Below are 17424 nucleotides of genomic sequence, written 5' to 3'. Positions count from 1 at the left end.
CCGATTCACCCTTCCTCGCGCTTCTGCTCGATGAGGAGGTCGAGCTGCCCCAGGGTCGCGGCGCCCTCGATCTCGGCTTCGCGGATGCTGATGCCGAGCCGGTCACTCAGCAGTACGGAGAGCTCGACGACCGCGAGGGAGTCGAGACCGGCGTCGTCCAGGCCGGCGTCCGGGCTCATCCGGTCCGCTGGCAGCTTGAGGTCGTCGAGCAGGAAGCTTTCGAGATCACCGTTCACGGCGACTCCTTCGTGTTCTCGGTGTGGTGGTGCGCGTACGCACTCGTCCGTCGTGGGTCTGCATTACGTGCTCTTCAGCTGCCGGGCGACATCACCGATCAGGTCCTCCTGGCCCGCGACGACCTGGCGCTTGCCGAGGGCGAAGAGGAGATCAACGGGGTCGATGCCCTCGCGGCGGGCGGCTTCCAGGACGGGCGTCTTGAAGCCGGAGAAGACGCCGGCCAGGCCGCTGACGAGGCTGACCGAGTCGATCGTCGGCGGGGTATCCATCAGCCGGTCCTGGGCGGTGTCCGCGGCATGGAGGAGCTTGCGGAGGTCGATCCCGGTGGAATACCCCAGGCGCTTCAGTACGGCCACGAGGACTTCCAGCTGGGTGTTCCCCGCTCCGGCGCCGAAGCCGCGCGCGGTCGCGTCGATGATCGAGGCCCCGGCCTCGATGGCGGCGACGGAGTTGGCGACGGCCAGACCGAGGTTGTTGTGGCCGTGGAAGATCACGGGGATGTCGACCGCCGATCTGATGGCAGCGATCCGGTCGATCACGTCGTTCGGGACGTAGTGACCGGCGGAGTCGAAGATCCCCACGGCCTGGGCGCCGAACCCCGCGAGGAGGGCGCACTGCCCGGCCAGCTGCTCCGGGTGGGCCATGTGGCTCATGAGGAGCACACCGTGGGCTTCGGCACCGAGGTCACGGACGACGCCAAGGTGTCGTTCGGTCACGTCGGCCTCGGTGCAGTGCGCCGCGATCCGGACCACGTCCGCACCGCGTGCGACCGCGCCCCGCAGGTCCGCGGAAGTGCCCCAGCCCGGGGCCATGAAGACGCCCATGCGGCTGTGGGCGAGGGCTTCGCGTACCACCGAGAGCATTTCGTCGTCGCTGAGCCTGGCTCGGCCGATCTGGAGGGACGAGGCGCCCAGCCCGTTTCCGTGGCCGATCTCGACCACGGGAACCCGGGCGGCGTCGGCGGCCGCCGCGTAGGCGCGCAGCTGGTTGCGGTCGAGCTGGTGGCGCGCCGCGTGGTGGCCGTCCCTCAGCGTCGGGTCGTGGATCAGCACCCGGGGCGCCTCATCCTGAACGGATTGGTCCATGAGTGTCCTCACTTCGCCCGGGCGGTCGCGTGCTGCTCGGCCACCAGCACGGCGGCCGCGTTGATGATGTCGAGATTTCCCGCGTACCTCGGAATGCGGCCGCCCTCAGCGGTCACCTCCACGGCGACGGAGATCCGGCCCTCGCTCACCGAGGCCGAGGCCACGCGGTATCCGGGAGCGAACGCCCGCACTCCCTCGGCGGCGGCCGCGGCGATCGCGCGGACCGGTAGGGGCCGCAGGCCGGGCGCCAGCACCGTCATGGCCACCCGGAACGGCGGCGCCAGCAGGGCAGGGCTGAGGTTGACCATCACCTTTACGTCCCGCGTGCCAGTGAAGGCCCGAATGGCCTCCTGCGTCGTGGTGATGTACTCGTCGAGGTTGAGCCGTGTTGCCCGGCCCGCGCTGGCGCTCGCCCCGGTGGAGACCACCTCGATGTACTGGGGCGAGCAGTGCTGGGCGAGGGCGTGCAGGACAGGGATCGCCGCCTGGCCGCCGCAGCTGACGAGGTTGATGTGGCGGTGCGCCGCCGCGTCCGCCCCGTTGACGGTGGGCACGACCATCGTGCCGAGCCGTGCGGGCGTGAGGTCGATCAGCGTCGCGCCCGTCGCCTTCAGGCAGGACGAGTGCTCGGCGTGGGCGTCGGCGTTCGAGGCGTCGAAGACGACATCGAAGGGCCCAGAATCGAGCAGGGACACGATTCCGCCGGCTGCGGTCGTGAACCCCAGCTCGGCCGCCCTGCGCAGGCCCAGGGTCCGTGGGCCCCGGCCCACGACGAGGCGGCAGTCCAGGGCCGCGGATCGCTGGATCTTCCCGATCAGGTCGATCCCGATGAGACCGGCTCCGAGAACCGCGACGCTCGTCCGTTCCCTGGTCATGGGCCGCTCCTTGGTCGTGATGAGTGGTTGGTCACGGGCAGCGGGACCACAGGCCGCGCTGGCGGATGCGGCCCTTCGTGCCCTGGGCCGGGCGGTGGGTCAGCCCACCCGGAGGTGCACGGCGGGCAGCGTCGCCGAGGTGACCCGCACCTCGGTCCCCGCTTCGAGGGGGAGGCTCGCGTGTACCGACCCGGCCAGGACCAGATCCCCGGCCTTCAGGCCGGCACCCAGGCCGCTCAGCCGACGGGCCAGCCAGATCAGCGCCTTGACCGGATCGCCCAGGACGGCCCGGCCCTCCCCCGCGGCGACGGCTGTGCCGTCGACGCTCACCACCAGCTCCTCGGCGCCGAGATCCCAGCCGGGATCGAGCGGGAGCATCGCGCCGGTGACGACCCGCGCGCAGGACGCGTTGTCCGCCACGCTGTCCTCCAGAGCGATCCGCCAGTTCGCCGTGAACCGGGTGTCGATCACCTCGAGCGCGAGGAACACGTCGGACACCGCGCGCCTCGCGGCGTCCACGTCGACGTCCGGGCCCTGTAGATCACGGCCGAGCCGGAATGCGATCTCCGCCTCAACCCGCGGATTCATGAGGTCGCCCATCAGCAGCTCACTCCCGCTGGGCAGGATCATGTCGTCGAGGAGGACGCCGGAGTCCGGCTCGTCGACCCCCATCTGCTGCTGCATGGCCTCGGAGGTCACGCCGACCTTGTGCCCCACGACACGAGCCCCGTCGGCAATCTGGCACGCCACGGCGGTGGCCTGGACGCGGTAGGCATCTTCAAGGCTCAGGCCGGGGCGTCGCTCGGTGAGGGGAGCCACCGGGACCCTGGCACGCTCTGCGGCGAGCAGGCCGGCCGCCTCGTCGGCGGTCCACCGACTGTCCCGGTGGCCCTCCGTTCCGCCCTCGCCCCGCGCGTCCGGGGCCGCCGGGGGCTGTTCCACGGGAGCTTCGGTGTTCATGATCCCCTCCGTCTGGTTCAGGAGATGCGGCGCCGGGTCGGAGTCGGGAGGTTCGCGGTCGCGCGCCCAGCACGGCGCCGCGCAGACCGCCGTCAGGCCAAGCCCCAGGCCAGGGATGGTTTCGGGCCCCGGCTTGGCCTGATGAACAGTCAACCTGCGACGGGCAGTTGGCGGTACGGTGACGGGCAGGCCAAGCGGTATATCGGGTATACGGGCAGGTGCTCATGACCACGCGCACGCCAAACCACAAGCTCCGCGACCTCGTCGCCGAATCGGGGCTCACCTACGAGGCCCTGGCCAAGACGGTCCGCTCGGTGGCCGCCGAGTGTGGCGTCGTCTTACGGACCAACAAGTCCGCCGTCGAGCACTGGATCGCCGGCACCACACCCCAAGGCGATACCGGCCGCTACCTAGCCGTGGCCCTCTCCAGACGCCTCCGCCGTCTCCTCACCCCGGCCGAACTCGGCCTGCCAGTCGGTAGCGAGGAGCAGAATGACACCATCGGTCTTGCCCTCGGGGCGGACCCGCTGGACGCCCTGCTGCCGATGTGGAGGTTCGAGTTGGACCGGCGCCGCTTCCTGACGACCTCCGCCTACTCCGTGGCGGCCGCCGCGCTGCCGCTCTCCCACGTACAGGAGATCGCCGCCCGCAGCGCCGCCGCCCGCGCCGGCCACACCGCAGGCATGGCCGAGGTCGCCGCCGTGCGCGACATGATCCGCGCCTTCTCCGACATGGACGAGCGCCACGGCGGACAGCACGGCCGCAGCGCCTTGGTCACCTATCTGCGCGACGACGTCGCCCTGCTGTGCCGGAGCCGCTTCCGCACCGAGGAGGTCCGCCAGCAGATGCTTTCCGCTGCCAGCCGCGGCGTTCATCTCCTGGGCTGGAAGAGCTACGACGCCGGTCAGCAGGGGCTCGCCCAGCGGTACTACCTGCAGTCCTACGCTCTGGCCGCCGAGTCCGGAATCACCGGGCACGACGGGTTCGTGATGCGCACGATGGCCATGCAGGGCCTCAAGCTCCACCGCCCCGAGCACTGTCAGGGTCTTGCCGAGACGGGCCTGAACCGGGCGAAGGGCCGGGTGGACAGCCAGACCGAGGCCCTGTTCCGGGTGGTGCACGCCCACACCCTGGCCAAGGCCGGGCAACGGCAGGCCGCCCTCGCCGAGGCGGAGCAGGCCCGGGTACTGCTGGCCGGCGACCGCGGGGACGAAGTGCCGTTCTGGGCTCTGGCCTGGGGACCCCCGGCGGCATCGGTGTACTCGCGCACCGCGAAGGTCTACGAGACCCTGGGCGACCACCGGGCCGCCGCCGAACAGTACGCCCACGCCGCCGCGACTCGTCCCGCCGGAACCTATGCCCGGATCGTCGCCCTCGACTTGGTCGCCGGCGCCGAGATGCACCTCAAACGCGGCGGCATCGAGCGGGCCTGCGCCACCTGGAACCGGGCCATCGACCACATGGACGGCGTACGGTCCGTCCGCACCCGCAAGGCCGTCACCAGAATGCGCGGCGACCTCGCCCGCTTCCGGACCCGTGGCCTGCGGTGCGCGGCCGAACTCGACGAACGAGCCAGAGACTTCCTCGCCAGCACCTGAGATCCGGTTCGGCAGCTACACGATCGAGTGGCTGACGAAGCTCAGGCATCCCGGTGGAGAAGCGCCTCCGTGTACCGGCGGACGACCGGCTCCAAGTAGTCAACGTGCGGGCCGACCAGGGCCGCAAGCTCGTCCGGGGAGCGCACCAGAGCGATCCGGTCGAGCTCAGGTTCACACCCAAGGGCCCGCTCGCCGGCCATCAAGGCCGCGAAGCGCTGACGCAGCACCGACGTCGGCTGACGCGGGGCAAGGAAGGTGAGACCGATGCTCCGGTGTTCGCCGCGCGTGACGGCCCACAGGGTCAGGTCCTCGGGCGCCGTGTCGAGCCCGGTCTCCTCGGCCAGCTCGCGCGCGGCATGGCGACGCAGCACAGCCTCGTCGAGCACGTCGTGGTCCGTCGGCGGTTCGACTGACCCGCCCGGCAGCTGCCAGCGTCCCGGAGCAGCCGTTGACGCCGACATCCGTGCCGCCAGGAGACACCCGTCGTCCGTCGGCTGCACGACGTTCACGAACAGTGACGGTAACGAGGTGGCTCCCGGTACCAGGCGCAGGGCGTAGTGCTTGTACGTCACCCGCGCCCAGGAGAGGACGAGAGTGTGCGGGCCCTCCCACTCCATCCCCGCACATGCGACGGCCGGTCCGTCGAAGAGGCTCGAGTTGGCCTGGACCGCCTTGTCCCACACGCGGTCCCTGGCCAACTGGTCCTCGGACGATACCGGTGGCGCGTCAACCTCCGCCAGGCGGAGCCGGTGAACATCGAAGAGGTCAACACCCAAAGGGGGCAGTGTCTCGGTCACCGGCTCATATTAGGACCGCACCAGCTTACAACGGGGCTCAACCAGCTGGACGATGTGCGCCTGCTACCGCCCTCAGAGATCCCCGATCACCCGGCTGCTGCCTGCACTGCGGACCGCCGCCCGCAGGGCCCTCCCTCACCGCGGTCCAGTCGTCAGCGGGGACGATGTCGCGCCATGCGGCCCGGGCGTTCCAACGCTCGCCTCCGTGCTCCGCGACTCAGGCGCTGTGCTCGGAGACCTCCCTGGCTCTCGTTGTCGGAGCCGGTCAGGTCGCCGTCCTTGCCGTGGAACAGATCGTGGTTGGCGGAATTCCAGTTCTCCACGACCTGGAGTCCGTCGTTGATCTCGCGGCGCAGGTCGGCGTCGGCGAGGTAGTTACGCAGACGAACGCCGTGCGCACCGCTCAACTTCGCGGCAGCTTCGGGAGTACAGGGCCGGACCGGCCGGCCGGGCGCGTGGGTCCGGGCCTGCCGGACCCTCGGCCGGCCGGCCCGGGTGTGGGTGAACGTAACACCACTGCAAGACTTGCGAAAGGTCTTGCAGCCATGAAACGGCAAGATTTCTGGCATGCAACGCGAGTGTGTCCTAGGGGTTGACCGTGACATCGGTGGCTCGTACGGTCTCGATCGCAAGAACTTTCTGCTCTCTTGCAGCAAGAACTCCCGAAGGCCTGACGGGCACGGCGCGTTGCCGGACAAGGCCGCACCGTCACCCGCACCTCCCCCCATGCCAGGAGGAACCATGGCCGGCAGATCCCTCGCCGCCGCTCTCGCCCTTGTGGTGGGCGCGGCGGTCGCTGTGGTCGCACCGGCGGGCGCCGCGCAGGCGGCCCCGCCCGGAGACAAGGACGTCACGGCCGTCCTTTTCGAGTGGAAGTTCGCCTCGGTCGCCAAGGCGTGCACCGACTCCCTGGGCCCGGCCGGCTACGGCTACGTCCAGGTCTCCCCGCCCCAGGAGCACATCCAGGGCGGCCAGTGGTGGACCTCGTACCAGCCCGTCAGCTACAAGATCGCCGGCCGCCTCGGCGACCGGACCGCATTCAAGAACATGGTCGACACCTGCCACGCCGCCGGGGTCAAGGTGGTCGCCGACTCGGTGATCAACCACATGGCCTCGGCGAACGGCACCGGCACCGGCGGCTCCTCGTACACGAAGTACGACTACCCGGGCATCTACTCCGGCGCCGATATGGACGACTGCCGGTCGAACATCACCAACTACGGCGACCGCGGCAACGTACAGAACTGCGAGCTCGTCTGGCTCGCCGACCTCGACACGGGCGAGGACTACGTCCGCGGCCGGATCGCCGCGTACCTCAATGACCTGCTGTCGCTCGGCGTCGACGGCTTCCGGATCGACGCCGCCAAGCACATGCCCGCGGCCGACCTCGCCAACATCAAGTCGCGGCTGTCGAACCCCGGCGTGTACTGGAAGCAGGAGGCGATCCACGGGGCCGGTGAGGCCGTGTCCCCGAGTGAGTACCTCGGCAACGGCGATGTCCAGGAGTTCCGCTACGCCCGCGGCCTCAAGCAGGTCTTCACCAACGAGAACCTCGCCTACCTGAAGAACTACGGCGAGGGCTGGGGCTTCATGGAGACCGGCAAGTCCGCCGTCTTCGTGGACAACCACGACACCGAGCGCGGCGGCGACACCCTCAGCTACAAGGACGGTGCCACCTACACGCTCGCCAACGTCTTCATGTTGGCCTGGCCGTACGGCGCGCCCGATGTGCACTCCGGGTACGAGTGGACCGACAAGGACGCCGGACCGCCGAACGGCGGTACGGTGAACGCCTGTTACAGCGACGGGTGGAAGTGCCAGCACACCTGGCGCGAGATCGAGTCCATGGTGGCCTTCCGGAACGCGGCGCGCGGTCAGGGCGTCACCAACTGGTGGGACAACGGCGGCGACCAGATCGCCTTCGGGCGGGGCGGCAAGGCGTACGTGGCCATCAACCACGAGGGGTCCGCGCTGACCCGCACGTTCCAGACCTCGCTGCCCGCCGGGGACTACTGCGACGTACAGAGCGGTACGGGCGTCACGGTGAACGGTTCCGGCCAGTTCACGAAGACGCTCGGCGCGCACACTGCTGTCGCGCTGCATGTGAACGCCCGTACCTGCGGCGGGGGTTCCACGGCGGCCGGCGCGTCGTTCGGCGTCAACGCCACCACCGTGCCCGGCGAGAACATCTACGTCACCGGCAACCAGGCCGCCCTCGGCAACTGGAACACCGGAAGCGCGCGGGGGCTCGACCCGGCGAGCTACCCGGTGTGGAAGCTGGATGTCTCGCTGCCCGCCGGAACGGCGTTCGAGTACAAGTACATCCGCAAGGACGCCGGCGGCAACGTCACCTGGGAGAGCGGCGCCAACCGCACCGCCACCGTGCCGGCGACCGGCAAGGTCACGCTGACCGACACCTGGCGCAACTGACGCTGCGCCGGCTCGCCCCTGCGCCTCGCGCCTCGGCGCGGAGCGCCCCCATCCCGGCCCCCGCCCCTGCGCTCCGGCGCGCGGGGGCACCCCGCTGGTCGGCCGCCCTGCGAACCCTCCCCGCGCCGCGGGGGCGGCGACTGCCGCCTCCAGGACCGCCCGCCGCGTTCCCGCGCGTGTCCGGCGGCCCCTGCTCATCAGCCATCTATGAAGGAGATCCAACCGGTGACCGGTTCCTCCCCGCGCCGCAGAGCGTCGGCGTCCGTCGCGGCCGCGCTCTGCGCGGCACTGATACCTGCCGTACCGGCAGCGGCGGCGAAGCCGCCCACGCCCCCGGCGCCGCCCTCGGACGCGAAGCTCGCCGCCGAACCGGCCCGGCACGATCTGACGCGCGAGCAGTTCTACTTCGTCCTGCCGGACCGTTTCGCCAACGGCTCCACCGCCAACGACCGGGGCGGACTGACCGGTTCGCGGCTGGAGACCGGTCACGACCCCGCCGACAAGGGCTTCTACCAGGGCGGTGACCTGGGGGGGCTGACCCAGAAGCTCGACTACATCAAGGGCCTCGGCACCACCGCCATCTGGATGGCCCCGATCTTCAAGAACAAGCCCGTCCAGGGCACCGGCAAAGATGCCTCGGCCGGCTACCACGGCTACTGGATCACCGACTTCACCCAGGTCGACCCGCACTTCGGCACCAATGCCGAGCTCGAGAAGCTGATCGACAAGGCCCACGCCAAGGGCATGAAGGTCTTCTTCGACGTCATCACCAACCACACCGCCGACACCGTGGACTACGCGGAGAAGAAGTACGGCTACCGCCCCAAGGGCGCCTACCCGTACCTCGACCAGGACGGCCGCCCCTTCGACGACCGGCCCTCCGTCACCGCACAGGTGGACGCGGACTCCTTCCCGTACACCCCGCAGCCGCGTGCCGGTGAGACCAAGGTCCCGGCGTGGCTCAACGACCCCACCATGTACCACAACCGCGGTGACTCGACCTTCGCGGGCGAGAGCAGTGAGTACGGCGACTTCTTCGGCCTCGACGACCTGTGGACCGAGCGCCCCGAGGTCGTCAAGGGCATGCAGCGGATCTACGAGAAGTGGGTCCGCGACTTCGATATCGACGGTTTCCGCATCGACACCGTCAAGCACGTCGACCTGGACTTCTGGACCCAGTGGGCGACGGCCCTCGACGCGTACGCCGCCAAGCGCGGCCGCGACGACTTCTTCATGTTCGGCGAGGTCTATTCGGCGGACACCGCCATCACCTCGCCGTACGTGACGCGCGGCCGTCTCGACTCGACCCTCGACTTCCCCTTCCAGGACGCGGCCCGGGCGTACGCCTCCCAGGGCGCGTCGGCGGACCGGCTCGCCAGGGTCTTCGCCGACGACTACCGCTACGCCACCGTCCGGGCCAACGCCTATGAGCAGGTCACCTTCCTCGGCAACCACGACATGGGCCGCATCGGCACCTTCCTGCGGCAGGACAACCCGGAGGCCGACGACGCCGAGCTGGTGCAGCGGGCCCGGCTCGCGAACGAGCTGATGTTCCTCAGTCGGGGCAACCCGGTCGTCTACTACGGCGACGAGCAGGGCTTCACCGGCGCAGGCGGCGACAAGGACGCCCGCCAGACGCTCTTCGCGTCGAAGACGGCCGACTACCTGGACGACGACCAGCTCGGCACGGACCGGACGCACGCTGCGGACGCGTACGACCCGGCCCACCCGCTGTACCGCTCGATCGCCGCGCTGTCGAAGCTCACCAAGGACCACCCGGCGCTGCGCGACGGCGTCCAGACCCCGCGGTACGCGAACGATTCCGTGTACGCGTTCTCGCGGACGGACGCCAAGCGGCAGACCGAGTACCTGGTCGCCGTGAACAACGCGGCCATGCCGAAGACGATGGAGCTGGCCACCGGCTCCCCGAGGACCGACTTCCGTACGCTGTACGGCGGTTCGGGCACCGCGCGCAGCGGCGCCGACGGCAAGCTGGCCGTCACCGTGCCCGCGCTCTCCTCCGTCGTACTCCAGGCGGCGAAGCCCCTCGCCCCGCCCGCCACCAAGCCCTCCCTCACCCTGAAGGCCCCGGCCCCCGGTGCCACCGGCACCGTCGAGATCGCGGCGGACGTGGACGGCGGACAGCTGAACCGGGTCGTCTTCGCGGCCCAGACCGGCAACGGCAAGTGGAAGACCCTCGGCTCGGCCGACCACGCCCCATACAAGATCACGCAGTACGTCGACAGCACGGTGGCCGCCGGAATCACCGTGCGGTACAAGGCGGTTGTGGTGGACAGCGCGGGCCGCACCGCGAGCGCCCCCGCCTCGACGACCACCGGACAGGCGCCGTCGCCCGAGAAGCCGACGGCCGTCGAGCGCGAGTACGCGATCGTGCACTACCGGCGCGCCGACGGCGACTACGACGGCCGGCAGATCCGGTCCGGTGAGCTGACCGGGAGTTTCACCGGCCGCGACGCGTACGGCGCGTTCGCCTGGATCAAGGTCCCCGACGGCGCCTCGACCGTCTCGTACACCGTAGAGAAGGGCGGGAGCGCGGACGGCCCCGAGCGCACGATCGCCCTCGGCCGGACCGGTGAGGTCTGGGTCGAGCAGGGCAAGGACGGGCAGTCGGAGAAGGCCCCCGACGGCACGTATCCGCCGCAGGACAAGACCAAGGCGGTACTCCACTACCAGCGGGCCGGCGGCGACTACGACGGCTGGGGTCTGCACACCTGGACCGGCGCCGCGAACCCGACCGACTGGTCCAAGCCGCTGCTGCCGGTGAAGAAGGACGCCTACGGCGTGACCTTCGAGGTGCCGCTCGCCGCGGGAGCCACCTCCCTCAGCTACATCCTCCACAAGGGGGACGAGAAGGACCTCCCCAGCGACCAGTCACTCGATCTCGCCACCTTCGGGCAGGAGGTGTGGCTGCTGGCCGGCAAGCCGAAGTACCTGCTGCCGACCGTCGGCGGCGCGCCCGCCCTCGACCTCACCAAGGCCGAGGCCCAGTGGATCGACCGCACCACCGTCGCCTGGAAGGTGAAGGCCACCGACGCGACCAGCCAGCAGCTGGTGTACGCGCCGGGCGGCGGCATCACGGTCAAGGACGGCGCCCTCTCCGACGAGGGGCAGTGGCTCCGGCTCACCCCGGCCGCCCTGACCGACGCGCAGAAGGCCAAGTACCCGCACCTGAAGGACTATCCGGCGTTCACCGTCGACCCGCGCGACCGGGACCGGGTGCGTGACGCCCTCAAGGGGCAGCTGATCGCGACCCAGCGGGCGGCCAATGGTGCTCTGCTCGCCGCCACCGGCGTCCAGACGCCCGGCATCCTCGACGACCTGTACTCCGGCGCCGCGAGCAAGGCGTCCCTGGGCCCGGTGTTCGCCAAGGGCCGGCCCACCCTGTCCGTCTGGGCGCCGACGGCCCAGCGGGTCGCCCTGGAACTCGACGGGAAGACCGTCCCGATGAAGCGGGACGCCGGCAGCGGTGTCTGGTCCGTCACCGGCCCCAAGAGCTGGACCGGAAAGCAGTACCGGTACGCCGTCACGGTCTGGGCGCCCAGCGTCCAGAAGGTCGTCACGAACCAGGTCACCGACCCGTACTCGACCGCCCTGACCACCGACTCGAAGCACAGCCTGGTCGTCGACCTGGCCGACCCGAAGCTCGCACCCAAGGGGTGGGCGGGGCTGAAGAAGCCGGCGGCCGCCGAGCTGCGCGACGCGCAGATCCAGGAGCTGCACATCCGCGACTTCTCCGTCGCCGACCGCACCTCCAAGCACCCCGGCCAGTACCTGGCCTTCACCGACCAGGACTCGGACGGCGTCAAGCACCTCGAGAAGCTCGCCGCGGCCGGGACCTCGTACGTACACCTCCTGCCGGCCTTCGACATCGGCACCATCCCCGAGAGGAAGTCCGACCGGGCCGAGCCCGGCTGCGACCTCGCCTCCTACGCCCCCGACTCCGACCAGCAGCAGGAGTGCGTCGCGAAGACGGCGGCGAAGGACGCCTACAACTGGGGCTACGACCCGCTGCACTACACCGTCCCGGAGGGCTCGTACGCGAGTGACCCCGAGGGCACCATGCGCACGGTCGAGTTCCGGCGGATGGTCCAGGGGCTGAACGCAAGCGGTCTGCGGACCGTCATGGACGTCGTCTACAACCACACGGTCGCGAGCGGCCAGGCCGACAAGTCCGTACTCGACAAGATCGTGCCCGGCTACTACCAGCGGCTGCTGGCCGACGGTACGGTCGCGACCTCCACCTGCTGCGCCAACACCGCGCCCGAGAACGCCATGATGGGCAAGCTCGTCGTCGACTCCGTCGTCACCTGGGCGCGGGAGTACAAGGTCGACGGCTTCCGCTTCGACCTCATGGGCCACCACCCGAAGGCCAACATCCTGGCGGTGCGGAAGGCTCTCGACTCCCTGACACCGGCCAAGGACGGTGTGGACGGGAAGAAGACCATCCTCTACGGCGAGGGCTGGAACTTCGGCGAGATCGCCGACGACGCCCGCTTCGTCCAGGCCACCCAGAAGAACATGGCCGGTACCGGTATCGCGACCTTCTCCGACCGGGCACGGGACGCGGTCCGCGGCGGCGGCCCCTTCGACGAGGACCCCGGCGTCCAGGGCTTCGCCTCCGGCCTCTTCACCGAGCCCAACTCCTCCTCCGCCAACGGCACTCCGGCCGCCCAGAAGGCCCGGCTCCTGCACTACCAGGACCTGATCAAGGTCGGCCTGAGCGGCAACCTGGCCGCGTACACCTTCACCGACACCGCCGGCCGTACGGTAAAGGGCTCCGAGGTGGACTACAACGGCTCCCCGGCCGGCTACGCGGCCGCCCCCGGCGACGCCCTCGCGTACGCGGACGCCCACGACAACGAGAGCCTGTACGACGCGCTCGCCTTCAAGCTGCCGCACTCGGTGAAGGCCGCCGACCGGGCCCGTATGCAGGTCCTGGCGATGGCGACCGCCGCGCTCTCGCAGGGCCCGGCGCTCTTCCAGGCCGGGACGGACCTACTGCGCTCCAAGTCCCTGGACCGCAACTCGTACGACAGCGGGGACTGGTTCAACGCGATCCACTGGGACTGCCGCGACGGCAACGGCTTCGGCCGGGGCCTGCCGCCCGCCGCCGACAACAAGTCCAAGTGGCCCTTCGCCAAGCCCCTGCTGACCGCTCCCTCGGTCTCCGCCGGCTGCCCGGAGATCACCGGCGCCTCGGCCGCGTACCGGGACCTGCTGAAGATCCGCACCACCGAGCCCGTCTTCAGCCTGTCTTCCGCGTCCGACGTGCAGTCCGCGCTGTCCTTCCCGCTCTCCGGCAAGGACGAGACGCCCGGCGTGATCACCATGGCCCTCGGCGACCTGGTCGTCGTCTTCAACGCGACGCCGGACACGCAGACCCAGCGGGCCGACTCGCCGGCGGGCCGGTCGTACGCGCTGCACCCGGTGCAGGCGGCGGGCGCGGACGCGACCGTCAAGAAGGCCGTGTACGAAGGGAGTTCCGCCACCTTCACGGTCCCCGGCCGCACGGTCGCCGTCTTCAAGCGGGGCTGAGCCCCGGCCGCCCCCGTGGCGCAGCAGTCGGCCCCGGCGCTGCCCACGGGGGCGCGGCAGCGCCGGGGCCGCTGTCTGTGCGGGCCTGCCCGGAGGATCAGGCGGCTCGCTCGCTCCAGATGGCCAGTACGGTCCGCACCGCGCTGCTGGCGATCTCCTGCCCGGTGTGGTCGGCCCACAGATGCGCGTCGTGCTCGCTGAGCCTGATCGTCCCACCGGTGGCCGTAGCGGCGCAGCGCGTCCAGAAACCGCCGGACGGGAAGCCCGCCGAGTTCAGTCGGTTCGTACCGCAGCGGCAACGCGTACCAGGAGGCACGGGCCCGGCCGTTGACCTGTGGCACATGGATGCCGGCCACCCCCTCCAGGGCCGTGCACATCCGTGCTGCGACGTCCGTCCGCCCGGCCAGGTGGCCCGCCAGTCGGGGCAGCTGAGCGCGGGCGAGGGCGGCGGCGAGCGGGTGGATACGCAACTTGAGGCCCATGCCGGTGACCGCGTACGGGGCGAGGGCGTGGTCGGCGGGGATCTCGCGACGGCACCGTTTGTTGTACTGGCCGTGCAGGAGCACCCGGTAGTACAACTCGGAGTCGTCAGTGGCAACGAAGCCACCCTCCCCGGCAGACAACGGTTTGGGCCCGTTCAGGCTGAACGCTGCGGCGCGGCCGAAGGAGCCGACCGGCTGCCCGTTCCAGGCGGCGCCGTGTGCGTGCGAGCCGTCTTCCAGCAGCATCAGGCCACGGCTGATCGCGAAGGCGGCCAGAGCGTCCATGTCCTCCGGGATGCCCCAGAGGTGGACGGCGACCATCGCCTTTGTCCTCGGCGTGATCCGGCGCTCGGCGTCATGAAGGTCGAGCTGCCCCGACTCGTCAACGTCGGCGATGACGGGACGGGCTCCGAGGTGGAACAGCGGTGTCGCCGTGGCATGGAAGGTGAGCGCCGGGACGATCACCTCATCGCCCGGTCCAATCCCGGCCGCGACGTACATCGAGTGCAGTGCCGCCGTGCCGGTGCAGGTGGTGACCACGTGACGTACGCCGAGCCAGGACGCCAGCGCGTCCTCCAGGTTTGCGACGATCCCGGAACGGTCCGGGATGGACACAGCCTCGATCAGCTGACCGGTCACCGCCGAGGTGTCCGTCTCGGTGATCGGCGGCCAGGTGAAGTGCGGGCCGGGCGTGGAGATCAGCGGCGGCCCGCCCAGCAGCGCGAGTGGGGAGTCGGTCATGCCAGGAACTCCTTCGGATGGCAGGTGCGGGCCGCGGCCTGAGAGCCGTACGCGGCGGCCAGGAAAGCGGTGTGCGGCAGATGCGCAGCGGGGCCGGACGGGTTGGGGCGCTGTCCGTCCAGGACGCGGCAGAAGCAGTCGATCTGGCTGGCTGCCGCGCACGGCCAGGCCGGCTCACGGGTCAGGGACTCGATCAGATGCCCGGCCGGGTCCAGGCGGCGCACACTGCCCCGCTCGACCACGACCGCCCCCCACGCGGCCCGGTCACCGTCAGCTGTTCAGTCTTGGGACCCGCTGAACGGGAGACGAGCAGCGAGCCGTACAGGCCGCTGTCGTAAGCGAGATGGACCAGGGCAGTGTCTTCGGCGTCGTAGTCGGAGCCCGGTGCCGCGGCGGCGGAGATGTCGGCCAGCACCCGGTCGGGCAGGCCGAGATACCAGATCACCAGGTCGATCAGGTGGTAGCCCATGTCCGCCAGGGCCCCGCCGCCCGCGAGTTGTGCCTGGCCTCGCCAGCCGGCGGCCGGGTCGGGGCAGTGAAAGGTGTATCGGCCCTCCACCAGGTAGGGCTGGCCGATCTGCTCCAGGAGCTGGAATGCGGCGGTGTAGATCGGGTGGAAACGCCGCTGCACGGTGACCATCAGCTCGATGCCCGCGTTGGCGCACAGCGCGGCCAGCTCAGCCGCTTCAGCAGGGTTGATGGCGAACGGCTTCTCCTTCATGACATGCACCCCGGCCGCGGCGCAGGTCGCGATGACCTCCCGGCCGGCGTGGTGCGGCACCGCGGCGATGACGAAGTCCGGCTTCACCTGGTCAAGTAGCGCCGTCAGGTCGGTGTAGCCGGGCACGGCATGGATCTCGGCCTGGGCGGCGACTTGGTCCGGGTCGGTGTCGCAGACCGCCGCGAGCTCGGCGAACTGGCAGTCGGCCAGCCCCGGCAGGTGGTCGTTCTGGGCCTGGGCTCCGAGCCCGACCACACCGGCCCTCTTGAGTACGTTCATCTGCTCACCCCTCGTCTACGGGGCGGGCAGCCCACTGTCCGGGCTGCCCCGCTCCTGAAGGGCACCGCATTCCTCCCCGTGGCGGCAGGGGTGGCCTCGCAGGACGCACACGGTTTGCACACAGCGTAAACAACGTGCAACTACTCGTGATCACAGGCGGGTTGACGGGACAATCGGCCCGACAGGAGGTGAGGCCCGTGCACGCACACCCGATCTGGCGCTCGGCCCCTATGCAAGAGGCCATCGCCCACAGCGACGCGGGAGCGATCGTCCGGCTGAGCCGCCGCGCGGCCAACCTCACTCAGACCGAGCTCGGCGGGGCCGTCGGCTACACCGCCGCCTCCATTTCCCGCATGGAGCGCGGCAAACAGCCGATGCGCGACGTCGTCCTCCTTGGGCGGCTGGCCACCGCACTGGACATCCCACCTCACCTGCTCGGACTCGCCTCCCAACACGACCGGGCAATACCGCGTCCGAACGCTCCTCACCGACTGCCCGGCGCTACTAGGGTGGGCACAGAGCCGCCGTTGGGTGAAGAGGGTGAGGACCCGTTGCGACGCCGCAAACTCCTGGCGCGGTCTGACCGGTGCCACCACCGGCGCGATCCTCGGCCCCGCCCCAGCTGCCTCCGCGCGGCCCAGTCTGTCCGGTCTCGAAGACCTCCTGCTGTACCGACAGCAGGCCGGTACCGCCCTCGGACCGGACCCCACCGTGGCCACGGTGACCGCTGCAGTGGACGCCGCCCGCCGGGACTTCGGCGCCTGCCGCTACGACCCCCTCGCTCGCACCCTGCCTTCCCGGATCGCTCTCGCCCAAGCCCTCGGCGCCGAGGGGTATCCCGAGCAGGCGGCAACGTCGGTCGCCGAGCTCGCGCTGTTGGCCGCTGAGCAGGCGGCACCGCAGGAAGTCCGACGGGGCTCGGTACGGAACATGGCCGCCGACCTGCTGCGCCACGACCGCAGCCTCCCCGGGGTACGGACGTTCGCCACCCGGATCGGCGCCCTCACCTGAACCAGGCCTGATGGCGGTGCGGCGCGGAACTGGGTGTCAGGGGCGTCTGGGCAGCCGCTTCTCCAGCAGCACCACCGCGTACGTACTGCCGTCGGCTGCCTCCTTGGACGGGTGCTCGCCCGCCACCCGGTAGCCGGCGGCCTCGTAGTACGTACGCAGCCGGGGGTTGGAGGAGAGGCAGTCCAGCCGGGCGAACTCCCGGCCGGTTTGCCCGATCCGCAGTTCGGCGTGGCCGAGCACCCGGCGGCCGAGACCGCGCGGCGCGGTCGTACGGTCGATCATCAGCCGGTGCACATAGCCGGCGACGGGCGGCTGCACCCCCCAGGCGGCCTCGTCCGACCACCACAGTTCGTACGCCGCACAGGGCCGCCCGTCGGCTTCCGCGAGCCAGACCTCGCCGGTTCTCATCCGCTCGCGGAAGTGCTCGGAGTCCTTCTCGCCGGGCTTCCACTGGTCGATGGAGTTGTCCCGCATCCAGCGGGCGGCCCGGTCGTACAGGGCAACCAGAGTGCCCGCATCGGAATCCGCCGTGTGGCGGAGCGTTATCTTCGGCGAATCGATCATGGAAAGAGATTATTGCGGCGGGATCCGGAGGGTACGCGTAGGGAGGGAAGTCACCTCCGTAGTCCGTAGTCCGTAGTCCGTAGCCCGT

Annotated in this window: 14 protein-coding genes and 2 pseudogenes; 5 read left to right on the top strand and 11 right to left on the bottom strand. The window is 70.4% G+C overall.

The features are described from left to right. Nucleotides 1-5: 5 nt before the first annotated feature. The 4 genes from NLX86_RS04955 to NLX86_RS04940 form a co-directional block, all read right to left on the bottom strand. Nucleotides 6-236: an acyl carrier protein gene (locus tag NLX86_RS04955; protein WP_254370333.1), complete on the bottom strand. Its 231-nt coding sequence runs from the start codon at nt 234-236 to the stop codon at nt 6-8. 63 nt (nt 237-299) lie between these two features. Then, entirely contained in the window at nt 300-1322 is a 1023-nt protein-coding gene (gene dmpG, locus NLX86_RS04950; RefSeq protein WP_254370332.1) for a 4-hydroxy-2-oxovalerate aldolase, read from the bottom strand. 8 nt (nt 1323-1330) lie between these two features. Then, nucleotides 1331-2197: an acetylating acetaldehyde dehydrogenase gene (locus tag NLX86_RS04945; RefSeq protein ID WP_254370331.1), complete on the bottom strand. Its 867-nt coding sequence runs from the start codon at nt 2195-2197 to the stop codon at nt 1331-1333. Between the two features lie 99 nt (nt 2198-2296). Then, nucleotides 2297-3157: a 2-keto-4-pentenoate hydratase gene (locus tag NLX86_RS04940; protein WP_254370330.1), complete on the bottom strand. Its 861-nt coding sequence runs from the start codon at nt 3155-3157 to the stop codon at nt 2297-2299. A gap of 224 nt (nt 3158-3381) precedes the next feature. Here NLX86_RS04940 and NLX86_RS04935 point away from each other — a divergent pair, with 224 nt between their 5' ends. Continuing rightward, nucleotides 3382-4755 carry a hypothetical protein gene (locus tag NLX86_RS04935; RefSeq protein WP_254370329.1) on the top strand — a complete coding sequence of 458 codons (1374 nt, stop codon included), beginning with the start codon at nt 3382-3384 and terminating at the stop codon, nt 4753-4755. Between the two features lie 41 nt (nt 4756-4796). On the opposite strand, the gene NLX86_RS04930 is transcribed toward NLX86_RS04935, so the two are convergent. Continuing rightward, complete coding sequence (locus tag NLX86_RS04930; protein WP_308409542.1) at nt 4797-5453, bottom strand: NUDIX domain-containing protein; 657 nt, start codon at nt 5451-5453, stop codon at nt 4797-4799. A gap of 251 nt (nt 5454-5704) precedes the next feature. Beyond that, entirely contained in the window at nt 5705-5959 is a 255-nt protein-coding gene (locus NLX86_RS34970; protein ID WP_374213832.1) for a Tn3 family transposase, read from the bottom strand. Between the two features lie 334 nt (nt 5960-6293). Here NLX86_RS34970 and NLX86_RS04920 point away from each other — a divergent pair, with 334 nt between their 5' ends. Together NLX86_RS04920 and pulA are read left to right on the top strand one after the other, a co-directional pair. After that, nucleotides 6294-7982, top strand: coding sequence for a carbohydrate-binding module family 20 domain-containing protein (locus NLX86_RS04920; RefSeq protein ID WP_254370328.1), 1689 nt, complete (start codon nt 6294-6296; stop codon nt 7980-7982). A gap of 225 nt (nt 7983-8207) precedes the next feature. Next, entirely contained in the window at nt 8208-13538 is a 5331-nt protein-coding gene (pulA, locus tag NLX86_RS04915; protein ID WP_254370327.1) for a pullulanase-type alpha-1,6-glucosidase, read from the top strand. Nucleotides 13539-13635: 97 nt separating this feature from the next. On the opposite strand, the gene NLX86_RS04910 is transcribed toward pulA, so the two are convergent. The 4 genes and pseudogenes from NLX86_RS04910 to NLX86_RS04900 form a co-directional block, all read right to left on the bottom strand. Next, nucleotides 13636-13854: a hypothetical protein gene (locus NLX86_RS04910; protein WP_254370326.1), complete on the bottom strand. Its 219-nt coding sequence runs from the start codon at nt 13852-13854 to the stop codon at nt 13636-13638. Between the two features lie 22 nt (nt 13855-13876). Beyond that, nucleotides 13877-14761 (bottom strand): annotated as a pseudogene (locus tag NLX86_RS34965) (DegT/DnrJ/EryC1/StrS family aminotransferase); the annotation flags it as partial. Further along, nucleotides 14758-14985, bottom strand: coding sequence for a hypothetical protein (locus tag NLX86_RS04905; RefSeq protein WP_254370325.1), 228 nt, complete (start codon nt 14983-14985; stop codon nt 14758-14760). The gene NLX86_RS04905 and the pseudogene NLX86_RS34965, both read right to left, overlap by 4 nt. Beyond that, a complete protein-coding gene (locus tag NLX86_RS04900) occupies nt 14955-15761 on the bottom strand; it encodes a Gfo/Idh/MocA family protein (RefSeq protein WP_254370324.1) in 807 nt (268 codons plus the stop codon). The genes NLX86_RS04905 and NLX86_RS04900 overlap by 31 nt, the downstream gene beginning before the upstream one ends. A 230-nt stretch (nt 15762-15991) precedes the next feature. Between NLX86_RS04900 and NLX86_RS34960 the strand changes: the two are divergent. After that, nucleotides 15992-16138 (top strand): annotated as a pseudogene (locus NLX86_RS34960) (helix-turn-helix domain-containing protein); the annotation flags it as partial. 163 nt (nt 16139-16301) lie between these two features. Next, nucleotides 16302-16772, top strand: a complete 471-nt coding sequence (locus NLX86_RS04895; RefSeq protein WP_254370323.1) for a hypothetical protein — start codon at nt 16302-16304, stop codon at nt 16770-16772. Between the two features lie 36 nt (nt 16773-16808). On the opposite strand, the gene NLX86_RS04890 is transcribed toward NLX86_RS04895, so the two are convergent. Next, the gene (locus NLX86_RS04890; RefSeq protein ID WP_254370322.1) at nt 16809-17336 is read right to left on the bottom strand and encodes a GNAT family N-acetyltransferase; all 528 of its coding nucleotides are present in this window, start codon (nt 17334-17336) and stop codon (nt 16809-16811) included. Nucleotides 17337-17424: the final 88 nt, after the last annotated feature.

This window comes from Streptomyces sp. A3M-1-3 (assembly GCF_024213665.1).
In the GTDB taxonomy this organism is placed as follows: Bacteria; Actinomycetota; Actinomycetes; order Streptomycetales; family Streptomycetaceae; genus Streptomyces.
Note: the sequence above shows the minus strand (reverse complement) of the source record. Positions and strands in the feature narration are given on the sequence as shown.

Excerpts from the sequence above, each read along its gene's own strand:
- dmpG (WP_254370332.1), bottom strand. The coding sequence starts at position 1,322 with ATGGACCAATCCGTTCAGGATGAGGCGCCCCGGGTGCTGATCCACGAC.
- NLX86_RS04935 (WP_254370329.1), top strand. The coding sequence starts at position 3,382 with ATGACCACGCGCACGCCAAACCACAAGCTCCGCGACCTCGTCGCCGAA.
- NLX86_RS04890 (WP_254370322.1), bottom strand. The coding sequence starts at position 17,336 with ATGATCGATTCGCCGAAGATAACGCTCCGCCACACGGCGGATTCCGAT.
- NLX86_RS04940 (WP_254370330.1), bottom strand. The coding sequence starts at position 3,157 with ATGAACACCGAAGCTCCCGTGGAACAGCCCCCGGCGGCCCCGGACGCG.
- NLX86_RS04945 (WP_254370331.1), bottom strand. The coding sequence starts at position 2,197 with ATGACCAGGGAACGGACGAGCGTCGCGGTTCTCGGAGCCGGTCTCATC.
- NLX86_RS04900 (WP_254370324.1), bottom strand. The coding sequence starts at position 15,761 with ATGAACGTACTCAAGAGGGCCGGTGTGGTCGGGCTCGGAGCCCAGGCC.
- NLX86_RS04920 (WP_254370328.1), top strand. The coding sequence starts at position 6,294 with ATGGCCGGCAGATCCCTCGCCGCCGCTCTCGCCCTTGTGGTGGGCGCG.